Source organism: Tenacibaculum agarivorans (genome assembly GCF_001936575.1).
GTDB lineage: Bacteria > Bacteroidota > Bacteroidia > Flavobacteriales > Flavobacteriaceae > Polaribacter > Polaribacter agarivorans.
The window spans coordinates 187,952-205,429 of record NZ_MSMP01000002.1 but is presented as its reverse complement, the minus strand read 5'-3'; the positions used below and the strand labels follow the sequence as shown (position 1 = coordinate 205,429).

Annotated in this window: 9 protein-coding genes; all 9 read right to left on the bottom strand. The window is 31.7% G+C overall.

The features are described from left to right. Window positions 1–5 precede the first annotated feature (5 nt). Window positions 6–3,419 carry a hypothetical protein gene (locus BVC87_RS02465; RefSeq protein ID WP_234974621.1) on the bottom strand — a complete coding sequence of 1,138 codons (3,414 nt, stop codon included), beginning with the start codon at window positions 3,417–3,419 and terminating at the stop codon, window positions 6–8. Between the two features lie 128 nt (window positions 3,420–3,547). Next, on the bottom strand, window positions 3,548–5,623 hold the full coding sequence (locus BVC87_RS23320) for an immunoglobulin-like domain-containing protein (RefSeq protein WP_200799155.1): 2,076 nt from the start codon (window positions 5,621–5,623) through the stop codon (window positions 3,548–3,550). Window positions 5,624–5,646: 23 nt separating this feature from the next. Then, window positions 5,647–6,471 carry a glycoside hydrolase family 16 protein gene (locus BVC87_RS02455; protein ID WP_075340815.1) on the bottom strand — a complete coding sequence of 275 codons (825 nt, stop codon included), beginning with the start codon at window positions 6,469–6,471 and terminating at the stop codon, window positions 5,647–5,649. A 25-nt stretch (window positions 6,472–6,496) separates the two neighbouring features. Further along, window positions 6,497–7,906 (bottom strand): hypothetical protein, encoded by a 1,410-nt coding sequence (locus tag BVC87_RS02450; protein ID WP_075340814.1) that lies wholly within the window; start codon window positions 7,904–7,906, stop codon window positions 6,497–6,499. An 11-nt stretch (window positions 7,907–7,917) separates the two neighbouring features. Then, window positions 7,918–11,088 carry a glycoside hydrolase family 2 TIM barrel-domain containing protein gene (locus tag BVC87_RS02445; protein ID WP_075340763.1) on the bottom strand — a complete coding sequence of 1,057 codons (3,171 nt, stop codon included), beginning with the start codon at window positions 11,086–11,088 and terminating at the stop codon, window positions 7,918–7,920. 261 nt (window positions 11,089–11,349) lie between these two features. Then, the gene (locus BVC87_RS02440) at window positions 11,350–14,175 is read right to left on the bottom strand and encodes a helix-turn-helix and ligand-binding sensor domain-containing protein (protein WP_075340762.1); all 2,826 of its coding nucleotides are present in this window, start codon (window positions 14,173–14,175) and stop codon (window positions 11,350–11,352) included. A 229-nt stretch (window positions 14,176–14,404) separates the two neighbouring features. Then, the gene (locus tag BVC87_RS02435; RefSeq protein ID WP_075340761.1) at window positions 14,405–14,959 is read right to left on the bottom strand and encodes a hypothetical protein; all 555 of its coding nucleotides are present in this window, start codon (window positions 14,957–14,959) and stop codon (window positions 14,405–14,407) included. 30 nt (window positions 14,960–14,989) lie between these two features. Further along, on the bottom strand, window positions 14,990–15,688 hold the full coding sequence (locus BVC87_RS02430) for a hypothetical protein (protein ID WP_075340760.1): 699 nt from the start codon (window positions 15,686–15,688) through the stop codon (window positions 14,990–14,992). Window positions 15,689–15,910: 222 nt separating this feature from the next. Further along, window positions 15,911–17,434, bottom strand: a complete 1,524-nt coding sequence (locus BVC87_RS02425) for a CARDB domain-containing protein (protein ID WP_075340759.1) — start codon at window positions 17,432–17,434, stop codon at window positions 15,911–15,913. Window positions 17,435–17,478: the final 44 nt, after the last annotated feature.

Below are 17,478 nucleotides of genomic sequence, written 5' to 3'. Positions count from 1 at the left end.
TACTTTTATTTTAGATGATTTAGTTTAACGTGAACATTAATTTGAGAGATTTCTCCAGTTCTATTAAATATTTTCATACTTAAATCAGTTGTTAATCTTAGATCACTCACTTCTAGTCTTTTGTTATTTTTATCTATAATTTCCAGCTTATATTCTTCTGAAATTTGGTAAATGATTGGTACTTGACAATAGGTAAATGCTAACATCCCTTTTTGGAGTTCAATACTCTTTTTCTGTTCTTTTATATCAATATATTCTAGAATTTTAGACTCTTTTAGAAATTCATCTTTTCGTAATAAACAAGGATCAAAAAACAAGGTTCCATTGGCAACAAAAATGCCTAATTCTCCAAAACGACTAAGAATATCTTCCTTTACCTGTCCTGTCATTCCTGGCTGTTGTGCGCCTTTTCCTGCTGGAGTATGTGAATACGGATCTGTTGGAAATGCGCCATATACTATTGGTGGTTTATGTACTCCTATACCTTCATTAATTTCATAATAATGTTCTAACAATCTCCCTATTACTTCTTTATCTTCTCCTTTTTTAATGGCTTTTAAACTGCACTCTTGTACTGCTAATTGAAGTTTAGATACCATATGCCAATAAATTGACCCCAACCCTTCATATCCATAAAAAGTTCCTGAACGGCCTGTGAATGCTTTATGATTAAATACGCTTTCAAAAATATTCAGTACTTCTTTTCTACATTCATCTGAAATTTCTTGTGAAAGCTTGTTTAATGCTGCATTCAGATCATTTGCATTTTTAAAGTTACCGTTAAAGTGAAAATTCCCTCGTACGTCTCTCTCTATAATTTGAGTATTTCCTTCTGTATTTAGCTGTTGTAAAAGAGTTGACTTTTGTATTGAAGATTTAGGTATATTATTTCGTTGTAAAAAGCCTGCTAAATTTTTATTCGGATACAACATATAACTGTATTGATCTTCTCTAAACAGTTTACTATTTTTCATTCCGTCTAAAACTAATAAAGCTTCCTTGGCCTCTAAATAACCAGAACTTAAAACGGCTACTTGTCCTTCTAACATTTCATCTAGATAAGAAATAGAAATCTCTGTATCACTTTCAATAGTCATTAGATTATAGGCATGGTATAAATTATCTGAACGTTTATTGGCTTCAATAGAATGTTCTAAATATTCTAAACTGATTTGCACAAAGCTTTGTAATGATTCTAAAGAAATTTTACTTTTTCTACCAGAAAAAGCACTGTCATAGATTTTTAATCTGAAATCACTTCCTGATTTTCCTAAACCATCTAACATTTCTTTTCGTTGTGTATCTGTAAAAATTCCAGATAATAGATTTTTATGTTGTTGGAATGTATTTAAAGTACTTTGATAAAAAGTTTCTAATTCTTCAGAGATTTCCACAGACTTGACCTCAACATCATTTAAGATCTCTTTGAAGAAATGTAGGAATCGTCTTAAATAATATAGTGTAACCATAGACACACCATTACCTACTAATGCATTATTAGCATCATTCCATTCAGGACGTTGAGTATTCATCCAAATTCCTGCTTCAGGAATAAAATTTGATAGTTTAGCTAATATTGTTGCCAGGATTTTTTCAATAAAATTGACTTTTATAATCGTACTATTTTCATTACGGAGTAATGCTCCATCAGCCGCTAACTCACTGCGATCTATTCTAATTTTCTTATCTGAATAGGTATCAAACTCAATAGTATCTTTTGGATTTTTGAGTATGTCTTCATAGGATTTTATCTTGTAAGGAACATTGGCATACACAAAAATATTTTGATTGAATAAACTCTCTAATTTTTTAGGTTGATGGTTTTCTAAAAACTCTAAGAATTTCAGTAAATAAATGATTTGATGATCTCCCCAATATCCAATATAACTCCAAGGATCATCTGGCTCAATTGTTTCCCAATCAAAACCTCCTTTTGTTACTCTATATGGGTTATACCCATCGAAAGTAGTTGCATTCAAAAACTTATGAATCATACTTTCTATAAATTCAGGATATGAGTGCGCCAATGCTTCCCAATTTTGAAAAATATCTCGCCAATTTCCTTCATAATCCAAAATTTTAGAACCATCTTCGTTCTGTGTATTGATAGAAAATTTGTTCCATGGACGACTCGGATCTCCATGTCTTCTACTGAATTTTAAAGGCATATATTCTAAGCATAGCCGTTTAAAGTCTTTATTTAGAACTTGTGAAGAAATTTTCTTTAACGTTAATAGTGAGAATTTTTCAGGAAGATTATCTATAACTTTTTCTTGGCTTATAGTTACATTTCGATTTGCTTTAGTAATGTAGTTTTTAAAATCTGATCGTTCAATGGTATAATTATCATCAAAAATTCCACCGCGCATAATATTAAAAAGCGTATTGGAAAAATGACGCGTGTCTCTTAATTCATCTGCAGTTAGTTGAATAGCATCTGATGATGCATTTAAACGAATTAATCTGTCCGTTCCAATTGCAATATCTTCGTTTACCTTTTCAATTAGATCTAAGTTATTCGTAATATTTTCTGAAAGTTGTACTACATCAGTATGATTTTGATTCACGTTAGCTATAAGCATCCAATTTTCTTCAAACTTTGGAGCCAAGTCTATAGTTGCATTTACAAAATACCCCCCTTTTTCAGCTTTGATGTCTTCTTCTTGTTGTACAGATTGTTTCCTTCTAAAGTTTTTTAATTGGAGGGAGCTCAATAAGTATTTTGGATTTTTCAATCCTAAAGACCAAGCAATATTCGCTTTTAAAGCTTCGCTTGGTTCTGCTTTATCAACAATTATAGCACTTAATGCAAAAATTCCTAATCCTGAATCTCTATCCAATTCACTTCGCTTATAAGCATCAACTAAGTTACTGCTTGCGTTTTGTAAATCGCTTCCTACTCCATAAGGTAGAATATTCTGAATTCCATCTACCAATGCTACCTTTATATAACTCTCTGTATTATTTTTTAATTGAGCTTTACGAACAAATCCATATACATCACTTGAATTCCATTGGTAACGAAATGTTAGTTCTAAATCGTGATTAATTTCTTCAAACAATACTTTATTTCCGTACTTATTTTTATAGAGATTTCGTGTGGTTTCATATTTCCCTTCAAAACGTTCTGAAAGAGGTTCCCAAACATGAATCTCTCCATTTTTATGCACTTGAAAGATTGATTTACTTCCTGTGATCTCTGCACTTTCAGTAATCTTATCATCTGTATAGTAAGGGAAAAGCGAATATTCAGCATTTTGACGCCCAGCAGTTAATCCTCCATTACTGGAAATAAACATCCAATGGTTAGAAGCACTTACAATACTCATGAAAAATGGACGCATTTCATCACTATTCGTTATTTTGAAAAACTCCTCATTTTCAATTTTAACTTTACTTAAGGATACTTCCTTACTCATTTTTGTTGTTAATGTAGAATTTGTCATTATTGTGTTGATATGTATATTAGTTTGCTGATTGTTTTTTAAAAAGGCTAAGTGTACTTAGCCTTTTTAACCAACTACTAATCATACTGGGGGTTTAAGTGTTATTCTTGTATTATATCATCGATATAGTAAATCTCATCTTGGGTGGTTGGTGCATCTTCATCATCTGGTATGATTACAATTTTATCGTAACCATCGGCAGCATTAAGTGCAGTAGATGAAAAATCAAATGTTAACTCTGTCCAAGTATTTGCATTAGTTACTGTTTGTACAATATTATATGTTGGAGGGGTTCCTCCTCCTCCTTCTTTTTCTAATTGAAAACGGACTTTAACATTAGCCTTAGGACACCATATTTTAATTTTAAATGTTGTTCCTTTAGATAAATCTAAGTCTGCGCTGAAAATATGGAAGATCCCTGAGTACCAAGCTGAATTTAGCACCTTGTTTAATTGGTATACTTTTGCTGAAGTATTACCATTTGTATCAGGATTATTTACAACACTACCCGTAACTCCGTCTCCAGCTTCAAATACCCCTGTAAAAGGAACATCATCTTCAAAATCTAATAAGGCTGAAGTAGTAGATCCACCGCCTCCAGTACTTCCTGGTGCTTTATGAAAATAAATATTATCTAAAAAGATATCAAACGGCGTTGTTGTATTGGCTGTATCATCTGCATTGAATTGACCATCAAATTTCATTTGCACTACAGAATTCCAAGTCATACCTGTGAATGCTGACTTTGGTAAATCTACACTATTCCAAGCACCTGGTGTTACAGGTACTTCTACTAATATTTCTGCTGCTCCAGTTGCTGAAGCCCCAGCATTAATAGGACTTATTTTTACTTTTCTATCGGTTATTGTTGACGCTACCCAAATATCTACATGTAAAAACTCCATTGCAGATGCATCTACTGGACCTGCTGCTCCAAAATCAGTTCCTTGATAATTGAAATTTGGATACGCCAATACCAGATTACCATCTCCTGGATCAAACATAGTATTTACTTGCATATGTCCTGATTGTCCCCAGTTAGGATCGTAATTCGCAACTGCTATGTTTGTATATGTGCCTCCATAGATAGAAATTACATCTGTTGCATTTCTAGCTGGAGGTACTGGGGCTGACATTCTCGGTGACGTTGGCGGTGCTATTACCTCTACTGTTCTTGTTATTTCTGAAGCTGCATTACCAGCTGCATCACTTACATTATACGTTATTGTATATGTTCCTATAGTATTTACATCAACTGTATCTCCGCCAACTACTATACTTCCAGAAATATCACCATCTATATTATCTGTCGCAGTTGCTCCCGGATCTGTAAATGTATTTCCCTGTACTATGGTAATCATTGCATCTCCATTAAGTGTAATTGTTGGTGGTGTAACATCCGTTGTTATGGTTTGCTGAATATTATCCACATAAAAAGTTCCCGCTGTAGTTCCAAATCCATCAACAAACATGGTAAATCTATTATACGATGCATCAGATGTAAATGTAAAAATCATTTCTTCCCATCCTGTTCCTCCATGGCTTACTAATAGTTCCGTTGCTTCTGCTGTTCCTTCTTCTAATTTTACCAGTATATCCACTGCTGCATTAGACCAGAAATTCATTTTTATAGTTTTATCTGTGGCTAAATCAATTGGAGCATCTAAATTGTAGAAGAACCCCTCAAAGTTTGCTCCACTATTAGTTATAGCCCCTACTTTGGAAGCTGTTGCGTTTGAACCTGAAGGATCTGGATTATCTACAATCTCAAAAGCTGCTCCATTGAACACTACAACCTCTTCATATTTAACGTTAGCTGTATCAAAATCAATAGGTAAACGTACTGGAATAGGAATATTAATAAATACCCTATCTTCAAAAGAATCTGAGGCCCCAGAAACACTTTTAGATTTTAAGGTTACTGTAAATTCACCTGTTTCAAATGTTTTTTTAGGATTGATTTCCTTTGAAGTAGCCCCATCTCCAAAATCCCACTCATAATTATCAGCATTTTCTGAGATATTGATAAATGTAACTAAACCTAAATCTTGATTTACTGTGTATGTAAATCCTGCTTTTACTGTAGGTAAAATAGCATCTTCCTCTTCACACCCCCAAAAGGCTAAGGTTAAAATGAAGATTGATAATAGCTTTATATTTTTTATTATTTGTTTCATCTTTTTATTGTCTTTTGAGTTTATCATTTTTTGTATACTCTTACGTAATCTACAAGCATATTTTGTGGGAATACTGTATCGCTATTTGGAGATCCCACAAAACTTCCTCCGACAGCTAGGTTTATGATGATATAAAATGGATGATCTAAAACCCACTCACCTGTAACATCTTCTCTGGTGATTTGATTATACAATACGTCATCCACATAATAATTCACATAATCAGGAGCCCATTCAATACCAAAAACATGAAAGCCTGTATCAAATCGATCATTTGGTAATTGATAGCTTTTAGTAATTGCATTACCCGCAGAATACTCAGGTCCATGAACACTTCCGTGAATTATAGTTGGTTCTTGACCTCTGAACTCCATAATATCAATCTCACCACATTGCGGCCATGTAAAACCAGGTTCGTTACAATTATTCCCTAATAACCAAAAGGCTGGCCACATTCCTTGACCAAAAGGCACTCTAATACGTGCTTCGAACCTTCCATAGGTTTGCTCAAATAAATCTTCTGTTTTTATTCTTGCTGAAGTATATGCAGCACCATTAAAATCTTCTTGTCTTGCGGTTATGATTAACACCCCATTTTGTACCGTTACATTTTCTGGTCTATCTGTGTAATATTGTAATTCGTTATTACCCCATCCATTCATTCCTGTTCCAATATCGTATGTCCATAATGAACTATTTAAAGTTCCATCTACATCAAACTCATCTTGCATAACAAGATTAGAAAAAGTAGCTACAGTTTGTTCTTCACTAGTGTTACATCCTATGTAAAATAGGAGTACTAGTAGTATAAAATAGTTCCATATTTTTGATGTATATATTCGATTCATATTGCTCGTTTTTGCGTTCATCATTTTATTCATAGAAATAAATGTTATCTAGGATAAAATCTACATTACCAGAGAAAGCTATTTGTGCTAAATTATTTTTCTGAGTAGCCAATCCGCCTGTTAACGGAATATCTACAGAAATCCATTGTCCAGATACCAATTGAGCAGAAGGTATAGTAAAATCTATCTGCTGGTCATCTTCCGTTGGTCCTCCAGTATTCACATTAGTATTCAGTTCTCCATTAGCTCCCCTGTCTCTAATATTGAAGCTTAAAGATGGAGATGAAGTATCAGATACAATAAACACATCCAGATGCAAGAAATTCATGCTACTTGCGTCTATAGTTGGATTTTGAAATTGAATACCTGCGAAATTTACATTGGTATTAAAAATTAAATCATCGTTACCTAATTTTAAGAATGTTGTTTGTGTTGTAGAACCTCCAAAATTTCCGTTGAAAGTATCTACGTTAACATTAGTATAGGCATTGCTATATACTGAAATTACTGTATTAGCAGCTCTAGTTGGTGTTGGTGCAGAGCTTATGTTTAAAGAAGAATCTACTGTTAAAGAACCTTTAGCTAAAACTCCATCTATTGAAGCTGTTATGATAGCCTTACCTGAATCTAAAATGGTTACTTCTCCCCTTTCATTAACAATAGCTATACTTTCATCTGATGACATAAAGTTAAAATATGAAGGTGCCGCAATTACCATGATATCTTCTCCTGTACCTAAATTGAAGGTTTGTGTACCTGTAATTGTTGTTGTACTTCCTTTTACGGTTTGTAACATTTCATCTATTCCATTAAAAATAGCTGGCCTAGGTTGAGCTATAGTTCCTAAACGTTCAAATTTTAGTTCATCAATCCAAAATGTATATCCTCCTTCATCTGCAGCATTTTCAGCTCCTTCGGCATACCAAAACATTCCAATTTCTTGATTTAATTTAGATGCATCTGGAATAGGTATCGTATATTTTTTCCAATTGGTAGTTATAGGCATATTTTGCAATGTTACTTGATACTGATTGTTGGTATCTCCATTGACTCCGAAACCTATTTCATTAATATCTGCTCCTCTTGATGCTTTTGCCCAAAAAGTTAAGGCATCATAGCCGGATAAATCTCTGGGACCTGTGCTAGGAAAAGTAGCTCCTCCGAATCCTACTCCAAAAACTGGAATGTCGAAACGCATTGAAGCAGTTCCCATAAAACTTTCATTTTGATCTACAGAAAAAGCTTCTGCAAATGACCCTCCAAAAGGAAAGTAATCTAATCCTCCTACAAACGAATCAATAAAAATATCTCCATTGGTAGGAAATGTTGCCAATTCTGCCTCTTCGGACAAGCCTCTTTCACACCCAGTAAGTGTTACTAGAATCAACCCTAAAGTGACAGTGATTTTTATATATGTATGTTTTTTAATCTTCATTCTTAGTTGCATTATTTTCCTATGTTGATATGAATGTATGTTCTAATTTCCCACTCCGAACCGTTCTCAAACCCTACTGGACTTATGATCGGTGAGTTTGCAAATGGTAATGCTGCGTTAGGTGCATATCTTGGTGAAAATTGATCTAATGAACGCCATGTTCCGCGTAGTCCAATTTTAGTACTTGGTAAAATGAACCAGTCTTGCTTTCCGATAGCTGTGGATACGTCTAACATTAATTGTAATGGAAAAGTTAAGTTAAAATCTCTATGATAATCAAAAGGTCCCCAGTCATTTACTTTAACTGCTCCCATAACTTTTAAATTCTTATGGATTACTTTTATGTCTGTTCCAAATCGATCTATAGTTCTCTGACTATCACCATTTCCTTGTCCATTTCCAGCATATATATTAGCTACCAATCCAAAATCTGGAGTAATTTTAGATACTACACGAGAATGTACTTCCCATAAATCTTGAGCAGGTGCAGAATTTGGAAATGCGAATATGGTTCTATCCGCTAAAAAACCTACATGAGCATCTTGAGTTGTAGGCAAATGTCTATAGACAAAACCTAAATTCATGGCAAACTTGGCGTCTTCAGCTCTATCATTATCCCATTGATACATCCATGTTGCTGGTGTTGGATCGTACGTAAATAATATTTCACCCGCAGTAGTTTCTCTGTTGGCTCTTACTACAAAAGGATCATCTAAAATGTTTCTTAATCTTCCTGGTCCTCCAACATCATTTGGCATAACATCTACTAATGGTTTTTGCCACAGAAAGTTTGGAGCTATTTGGAAATTCCCTAAACTATATGTGAAACCAGAAAGTATATTAGTTTGATTTCCACTTCCTGTATCTCTTAGTTTCCAACCCGTAAAAGTTTGTGTTTGATCTCCTCCTCCATTGGCTACTAATCCCATAATAGCGCCTTGTGCATACCAATTGATTGGTCCTTTTTGATACGTTATTTTAGCTTTTCCTCCCCAGTTATCATCTGAATTTATTTTATCAGTATATACAGTATAGTTTCCTGATGTTCCTCTAACATCTTGAAAAGAACTGCCATTTAATGGGTTTCCTGCCCAAATTCCGCCTAAAGCAACCTCTACATTTCCAAACTTTTTTTCCAAAACTAAAGTTGCTCTTTCTGTTGGCCAAGCTGGTATTACCCCACTTCGAACTTGATTTTCATCTAATATCCTTCTTCCGTTTTGATCAAATTCTAAATCTGTATTTAAATCTCTTTGATAAATACCTGTAATATCAATACCTGCAATTTTTCTACTGTATTTGAATAATGCTGTTGGATTTGCTCCCCACCATACTTGAGGACCTGCTACTACTTTTAAACCTTTGATTGCTCTTTTTCCATCTATCTCTACTCCTAAGGTTTCTCCTCTATAAATATCTAAATTAGGTCCATAATTTGCTTCTCGATATAGTCCGAAAAAATCTCCTTCATATCCCCAATGATAATGCCCTGTTCTGTAAAATCCTCTGATATCAAAATCTTTTGCATTCCATTCAAATTTTGCGTTATACACACTTAACCTGTTTACATCGGTTAGATTTACATTACCATTTTCTGTATTTACCTCTGGTATTGGTCTTGCTAAGTTTTCATAAAAAATTTCATCTATAGGGTTTTCTGCTACTTTACCAATTACATTGAAGTTAACTTCTGCACTCATATTATCTGTTGGTTTACCTTCAACTCCTATAAAATATGAATGCATAAAATCAAAACCTCTTCTATTTGGATATAGTTGAGTATTAGGATCTGGATTTTCAGGAGTGGTTAATAATGAACCACCAGTAAAAAACGAAGTTAGTTCTGCACGTAATTGACTAATTCCTAACCTATTTCCACTTTCTGCACCTAAAGCAGCTTTATCGGATCTGGCTCTAAGCACTGCATCTGCTAATTGAATATTTTTGAAGTAATTGTCTACAAATTCAAAGTTTATGTCTTTTGTATAAGGATTCAGTGCGTGTGCCTCTTTTAAAGCATAGTACGCTGCTCGAGGATATAATTCATATAAACCTTTAACATCCGTTTTACCTTTCGCACAGATTCCAAACCATTCTTCATTCATATTATTCTGACCTTGGGCAAAATCCCTTTGATATCCTCCGTTAGACCAAGAAGCATTATTATCATGTTTATCCGCATTTTTTCTTTCATTCCATCCGTATTTCCACCATCCGTCACTAAATTGAAAAGTAAAACCTCCAATAGCATTTCCTACTTTTCCTAAACCCGCTGCATTTTTATAAATTTCTTCCCAATTTTCAACCATGTAATATGCTTGAGAGTATTGATCTTCTTTACCTTGTAAGGCATTGTATGCATCTGCACCAAATTCTGCGAATAAAATGGGTTTATCTAATTCATCTTTTACTCTTTGAAATGCATCTCCAAAAGAAATACCTCGATACATGTTGGTTCCATATATATCTATGTCTTTACATTCTTCTTTAACAATATCTAGAAATAATAAATCTCCATTACATATGGCTACAGGATGATTATTGTCTATGGATTTCATTTCCTTAGCAGCATCATTAAACAATTTATACATTGCTCTAGCTCTTTTACGAATAGTGGATCCTTCGCTTTCAATTGGAATATCTTCAGTTTCCGCTCCTCCCCACGAAAGATGATAGTTATTCTCATTTCCTAGCATAAACAGTAGTAATCCAGCTATATTCTTATATTGATTCGCTAATGTTTTTGCGTCATCTAATAACTGTTTTCTTACTGCTTCATCACCATATTCAGTATTTGGATACCAAACTCCATTTACAGTTAAACCATAGGCACCAAACGTATGATTTAGCATTGTGTAAATTCCATAATTCTTATAGATATAAGTGATCCATTTGGGTTTGATACCTGTATATACCCTGATGGTATTTACTCCCATGTTTTTAAGAAGAGACATTTCAGAGTCTAAGGCTGCTTTTATATAGTCATCAGATTTATCCCAAAAACCATTTAAAACATTAGTACCTATTGGAACATAATCCCAATTCATACCATTTACCATAAAATCCTCTCCATTTACTACTAATTTCATTCCATTATTATTCCTTTCCACTGAAACTTTTGCTTGTGAAAAAGATAATATCGAATAAAATACAAGTGTAAGTATGAGTATGTTTTGTTTCATATAAGTTGTATTAGAAAAGTGGAGAGAAAACTACCACTTGATATTGAGTGTATTAAATTTACGAAACACTGTTTAAGAATTTCACAAAAAAACCTATACAAAAAACATACATCTTAAAAAAAACACATTTAATTTTGATAAAATCGTATCTAAACCTATGTGTTTTTGAGTATTTAGAGCAAAACAACGATTACGAAAAAAAACAACAAAAAGATAAGTTGTATAGGTAATGTTGTGGTAAAAAGCTGTTATGTATAGTTTCTAAACACTTAAGATGTATTCTATAAGATTTGCTTTTTGAGGAAGATCGAGCTTTTTACGCAATCGATATCTTTTAATCTCTACGCTTCGCACTGAAATATTAAACAATGGAGCAATCTCTTTTGAAGTTAGATTTAACCTTAAATAAGCACATAATCTAAGGTCGTTTGGTGTTAAATTATCGTGTAATTTTTTAATCTTGTTGATAAAATCCTTATCTGCATTATTAAAGGCTTCTTCAAACATTTTCCAATCATCTGTGTTATTCAAATTTTGATCTATCGTTTTAATAACACTTTGTAAACTCTTTTCATCTCCCTTTACAATATCCTTTTTTAATGCATTTAACAATTCATTCTTTTTGATCATACTCATGGTAGAAATAGCTAATTCTCTATTTTTACTCTCTACATCTTGCTCTAGCTGTGTATTCTTAATTTCTATGAGTTCTTTTTCTTTCTCAAGGGTTTTTAATTGAAAATCTTTTTGTTGTTTCTTCAATAGGCTTTCACGTTGTCTTCTATAGTATCTTTTATATACTCTATCCATAAAAATGGAAAATAGAAATACTATTAATGCATAACCTAAAATTGCTGTATTTGATATGTACCAAGCTCTATTGATATAAAACGAAAAGCTAGGTATATTTTTCACTTCATTTTCTCCTATTTTAGCCTTTACCTTAAATATGTAATCACCAAAAGATAGATTTTCAAAAAGTATTTTATTAGAGAAAGTCCAATCACTCCATTTTTCTGTATACCCTTCTAGTTTATATTTATACTTTACAGCTATATCTTTCGATAAATATGGTACACTATATGAAAATTCAATACTATTATCTTTTGCAGGTAATTCTAGTTCTGAAGTATTTTTTAACGCTAAATGTTTCGCTTTTTCATCTACAGCATGATTTTTAACCGCATTAATAGATAAAGTATATCCATCAGTCTTTTCTGTTTTTAAATTGGTTATTAAATACCCATTTAATGTACCTAACAGATAGGTATCTTCGCCTATTCTATTAATATTTTCATAACCTACAGCACCCTTTCTCAAAGAACTTTTGATTCCTTTTTTTACTATAACAGCTTCGGTACTGAACTTATCAGGTCTTAGATAACTAAGATTATCTTTAGAAAAGCTAAACAATTTATTTGAATGTTTCGCAAAGATTAGCTTACCTGTTAAAAAATCTTTTTCACTGATTAAAGTATTTAACACAGTATCTTTTTCGAAACTGCTTTTACTTTCTGAGTATTTATATACTCCTCCTTTGTACGCATAAATAATTTTGTTTTGATACTTTAAGAGACTAGAATGTAAACCTTTTACTACAGAAGTATCTATTTTAGACTCTACAACAGCTGTAAAATTTTGATCTATTTTTAATTTATAAACTCCTTTATATTCGTGATTAATAAATATTGTATTGTTATCATACAATTCAAAAAATCTGCAAGAATTATCAAAGCCTTTTATTTTATTCAATACTTTCCAGTTTCCTTTTTTCTTTTCTAAAATGTATAAGCCATCATAACTACCCTGTAATAATTTACCTTCTTTTATTTTTTTTACTCCCCATGCACCAGATATATCATTTATTTTTCTTGCTACACGATTTTCAATACTAAATACTCCTGAGTTGTGGCTACAAAAAAGTTCGCTATCTATAGTATGTAAATTCCAAACTTGACCTTGTGTACTTTCTACAAAACTAAAATTATCTATTGAGGAATATTTTTTATAAAACAAACCTTGATTGGTTCCTAAATACAAATAGCCTTGGTGATACGCTGAAGTATATACCGTACCTAATTTTCCTTCTAAATCTTTATAAATTCTAAAAGGAGAAGTGATGTCTATTTTATTAATTCCATAATCTAAACCTAACCACACATCTCCCTTTCTATCTTCAAAGGTTGATAAAACGGTATTATTTGAAAGCCCTTGTGTTTGATTTAAACTAAAAATTATTTTTCCTTTTACATTTGCGTATATTAATCCATTAGAAATGGTTCCAATAACAAAATTCTGCTTTTTCAAACGAAGAGCACTATATACCGTTTTTCGATTTAGGAAGTTTTGTAATTGAGGATTCTCAAATGTGTATTTACCCTCTACGGTAAAAAAACCTTTATCTTGGGTTAGAAAAATAAGTTGATTTGTTTTCTTAAAAATTAAAGTAATTCTGTTTTCTTGGAGTTCTTTTTTATTAGTAATTAATTTCGGTTTTCCATCTTCTATTCTAAAAACACCTTTACCTAATTCTTGAAAATAGACATCATTTTCTACTTTAAACATCTTGGTTATAGAGCTATCAGAATTAATGATTTTAACTTCTTTAGTTTTTAAATTATAAATATAAATTCGTTGTAGTGATTGGAAAAGAATCCATCCGTCTAACTCCAGAATATTCCAAAATTGTTCATCTGGAAGTAGTGATAGTTGATTTTGTGCTACAAGTGAAGTAAATTGAAGTAATCCAAAAGCATCTCTCTCCCAAAACCCAAAATCCATATAAAATCCAGTAAAAACCTTTTGATCTAAAACTTTAACGGATCTCATTATGGTTTGATTCGGTGTTGGATACAAATTCCAGTCTGCTCCATTAAATTCGAGTAAACCTTTATTATTTGCTACATAAACATATCCATTAATTCCTTGTCCAACAGACCAATTTTGTGATTCGGCATTATAATCTTCTGGTGAGAATTGATTGACTAAAGGTAATTCTTGTGTGTTTCCAAATTGCCATACGAACAGCAAAAAGAAGAAATACTTTGTTATGTTTTTGAACTTATAGCTAAAGTTTAATATTATCATCTATATAAAAATACCAAATTATTTGGGATAATGGTACAGTATGAATATCTGATTATTTTAGGTTACACAAATTCTAAAGAGGTCTAAAAAGTAATTAGTCACCATTATTACTGTAAAATTAAGGTTAAAATAATTCAATACATAACCATTTGGATTTTACCTTTTTCACAATGTAATCAGGAGTAATTTTGTTTAGACCTCTTTTTAAAAAATAGGATTACTGATGAGTTTATCTTACCAGATCTCCATTATTTGTATCATTATTACATTCTACAGGAAACTCTAGACGAAGATTTCTATAATACGCACCATCTTCCCAAACATTTCCTGCTCCAAAGAATCGCTCTTCTCCATAAGCTGGTCCAAAACGAAGTATAGTATGTGTAGTTCCAATTTCATCATCGTTATTAGGAATTACTCTCACATTAAATCGATCGCTATCAGAAAATGTACTTCCTAAAACATAAAAATAAAATTGTTCATTGTCTCTTACATTTCTTTCCATAATTTGATAACAGGGTTCATTTCCATCTGGGCAAACTTCTACTATTAATGTACCTGTTTTAGAGGCTGGAATAGCTTGAAATATATTTAGAATTTGCCTGAATTGTATTTTACCTTTAAAGCTATTACAGCTACCATACCAAGCTCTTGCTTTTCCCTCTATAGGTAATTCAACCTCTAGTTGTTGCTGCTCTAATATAACTTCTTCATTTTCTTTAGTACAAGAAAAAAACGTGCTTGATATTACTGTTACTATTATTAGTGTTTTTATTAATTTCATCTCTTAGTTTTTTTTATTAGTATATATTAATTAGGGTTCTACACAATCTGCTCCACCACAATTATCATTAGGATTTGTTCTATTTGGTCTTCTGACTGTTCTTCCATCTGCCCATTTCCTAGCTATTGGATTCACAACCCAAATACGTAATCCTCTATTAGCAAATTCATTTTTTTCTAAGTCTGAACTTAATCGTAAAGTAATTACATCTCTACCTCTATCATCTACGTATTGTACTCTATTTGCACCTCTATAAGTACCTATAATAGTTTCTCCTGTTGTAGTTCTAATGTCTACATAAGCATTTTCTTCAAAGTTATTTCCTACAATCCAAATGCAATTGTTATCATCACAACCTGCTCCTGCATTAAAAATTATAGGAACACCTATTTCTCTCACTATTGCTGCATTATAATCTAAGAAGTAAGTGAAGAACGATGAACATGCTACATAATTTGATAAGTAATCTACAAGTTCAAAACCTGGTGGAACAGGTTGAGGAGCACAAATAATAGTATATGAGGAAGATGATCTAGCTAGCTGTTCTTTATCTACCTCAATATCTCTTATTTCAATATTTTGAGGATCCAGTCCATCGTTTATTGATTCTTCTTCAGTTTGACAACTGATAATAGAATATAGAAAAAATACACTTGTAAAAATCAACTTTGATTTTTTTATAATTTCATAAATTGTTAAGCCTTTAGGCAGTAGATTTTTTTTACTCATTTTTTTAAAATTTAAAAGATTGATATTTCATTTTTGTTGTAAAAACAACACTACAATGGTAACTACAAACCTCTGTCTACAAAAGACTTACAACATCATTTTTATAAATTTGACCACATTTAAAATCCTATAAAACAAAGCGTTAACTCATTTCATATATTCTCATAAAAAAATCACCTATGAACTAGGTGATTTTTTAAGTTTTAGCTTTATTTTCGGTTATTATTTCTTTATCAATCTTCCATTAATTTGATAATAAAAAGTTTTGGTACCTCCCATCAAAAAAGAGTAATATAATATACCACTACTAAACTTTTGTTCACTTATGGAAATAGTATGTTCTCCTTTTTCAGCATATGACTTATGGGTATGATGTTGTAAAATCCCTTGTTGATTGTAAATATTTATTTTTACTTGCTGATTTATCCATTCAGTTTTGAATTTAAAATGTACTTCATCATTAAATGGAATTGGATAAACCTGTACTACATTTGAATTTTCTCTATACTTTTCATGTATTTTAATTCTTTTTTCATTGTTTGTTTCATCCAATTCTTTAATACTATTACCTGGATCTACAATGAAACTAACCTCTCGATTTTGTAAATATATATTGTAATACTGCTGGGTTACATTAATTGTAATTATTTTAGATTCTCCAGGTAATAATTGTGGAACAATTTGACTTTGAATTAATTGTTTAGGATAACTTTCTCTATAAAAATTAATTTTAGATACAGGAGAGACTACATGACCTTTATTTGTAATAGTTGTTGACAATGCATAAAAGTTATTTTTATAAAAAAGATCATACAAACTACTTTCTGTGTTTATTTTGTAAATCCTAGCATCATTTATTTCTAAATCTTTATGTTGCTGTATAAAAATCTGATTGTTATTTGGATTACCATCTGTAGTAGTTTCATTATTATATTTAATATTAATGATTACATAATTACTATTGGTATAAGGTGCTATAAAATCAGTATAATTTGAAGTATATTTTTTACTTCCTAATCCCGATAGTTTGTCCATTTGAAGTGTAGTTTGCAGGGTATCTCTTTTATCTAAGTACTGATCTCTAGAAGCATAAATTTCAATATCAGTATTTCCTTTACTAGGTCTTATCGATTGATTTTTAACAGTAAAATTAAGCTTTAATTTGTTTTCGTTTTCGTAATTAAAGGATGGATAAATAACTGCTAGATCTGGATTTGGTGTTACATAAGCTACATAATTAGATGTATTAAAACCGACAAGGTTTTCTTTTGGTAAAGGTATTGGAGTATAGCAACTTCCATCTTCTTCTTTACATGTTTTTAATGAAAATCTAACTACATTAACTCTATCTTCCTCTAAATAATAACGTCCACCTATATCATATACTTTTTCTCTTTCTTTTTGTAATTTGTTTCTCGATCCATTGTTTGTTGGTGGAGGAATTTTAACTGGTACTAAAGTGGTATGAGGAGTTTGAATTTCTAACTTTAAACTGGTAAGGTTAGTATAATCAGATTTATATTCTACATTTAGTAACACTTTAATATTATGCCAAAATCGTCCATACTCTACAGGTATTCTTATGTTGACTTTTGGATCTAAATCTTGAGGCACTATGATTCTTGCTGAATCTTTATATACCTCAACAGTTACCTTTATAGTACTGTGAGTAGCGGTTTCTTTTTGTTGATTTTGAGCGTAATTTATTAATGAAAATAATAATAGAAAAACACGTAACAATTTCATATTTTAAAATTTGATTGAATTAATTCAAAGAAAGATAGTACTTT

Excerpts from the sequence above, each read along its gene's own strand:
- BVC87_RS02440 (WP_075340762.1), bottom strand. The coding sequence starts at position 14,175 with ATGATAATATTAAACTTTAGCTATAAGTTCAAAAACATAACAAAGTAT.
- BVC87_RS02430 (WP_075340760.1), bottom strand. The coding sequence starts at position 15,688 with ATGAGTAAAAAAAATCTACTGCCTAAAGGCTTAACAATTTATGAAATT.
- BVC87_RS02445 (WP_075340763.1), bottom strand. The coding sequence starts at position 11,088 with ATGAAACAAAACATACTCATACTTACACTTGTATTTTATTCGATATTA.
- BVC87_RS02450 (WP_075340814.1), bottom strand. The coding sequence starts at position 7,906 with ATGAAGATTAAAAAACATACATATATAAAAATCACTGTCACTTTAGGG.
- BVC87_RS02435 (WP_075340761.1), bottom strand. The coding sequence starts at position 14,959 with ATGAAATTAATAAAAACACTAATAATAGTAACAGTAATATCAAGCACG.
- BVC87_RS02465 (WP_234974621.1), bottom strand. The coding sequence starts at position 3,419 with ATGAGTAAGGAAGTATCCTTAAGTAAAGTTAAAATTGAAAATGAGGAG.
- BVC87_RS23320 (WP_200799155.1), bottom strand. The coding sequence starts at position 5,623 with ATGAAACAAATAATAAAAAATATAAAGCTATTATCAATCTTCATTTTA.
- BVC87_RS02455 (WP_075340815.1), bottom strand. The coding sequence starts at position 6,471 with ATGAATCGAATATATACATCAAAAATATGGAACTATTTTATACTACTA.
- BVC87_RS02425 (WP_075340759.1), bottom strand. The coding sequence starts at position 17,434 with ATGAAATTGTTACGTGTTTTTCTATTATTATTTTCATTAATAAATTAC.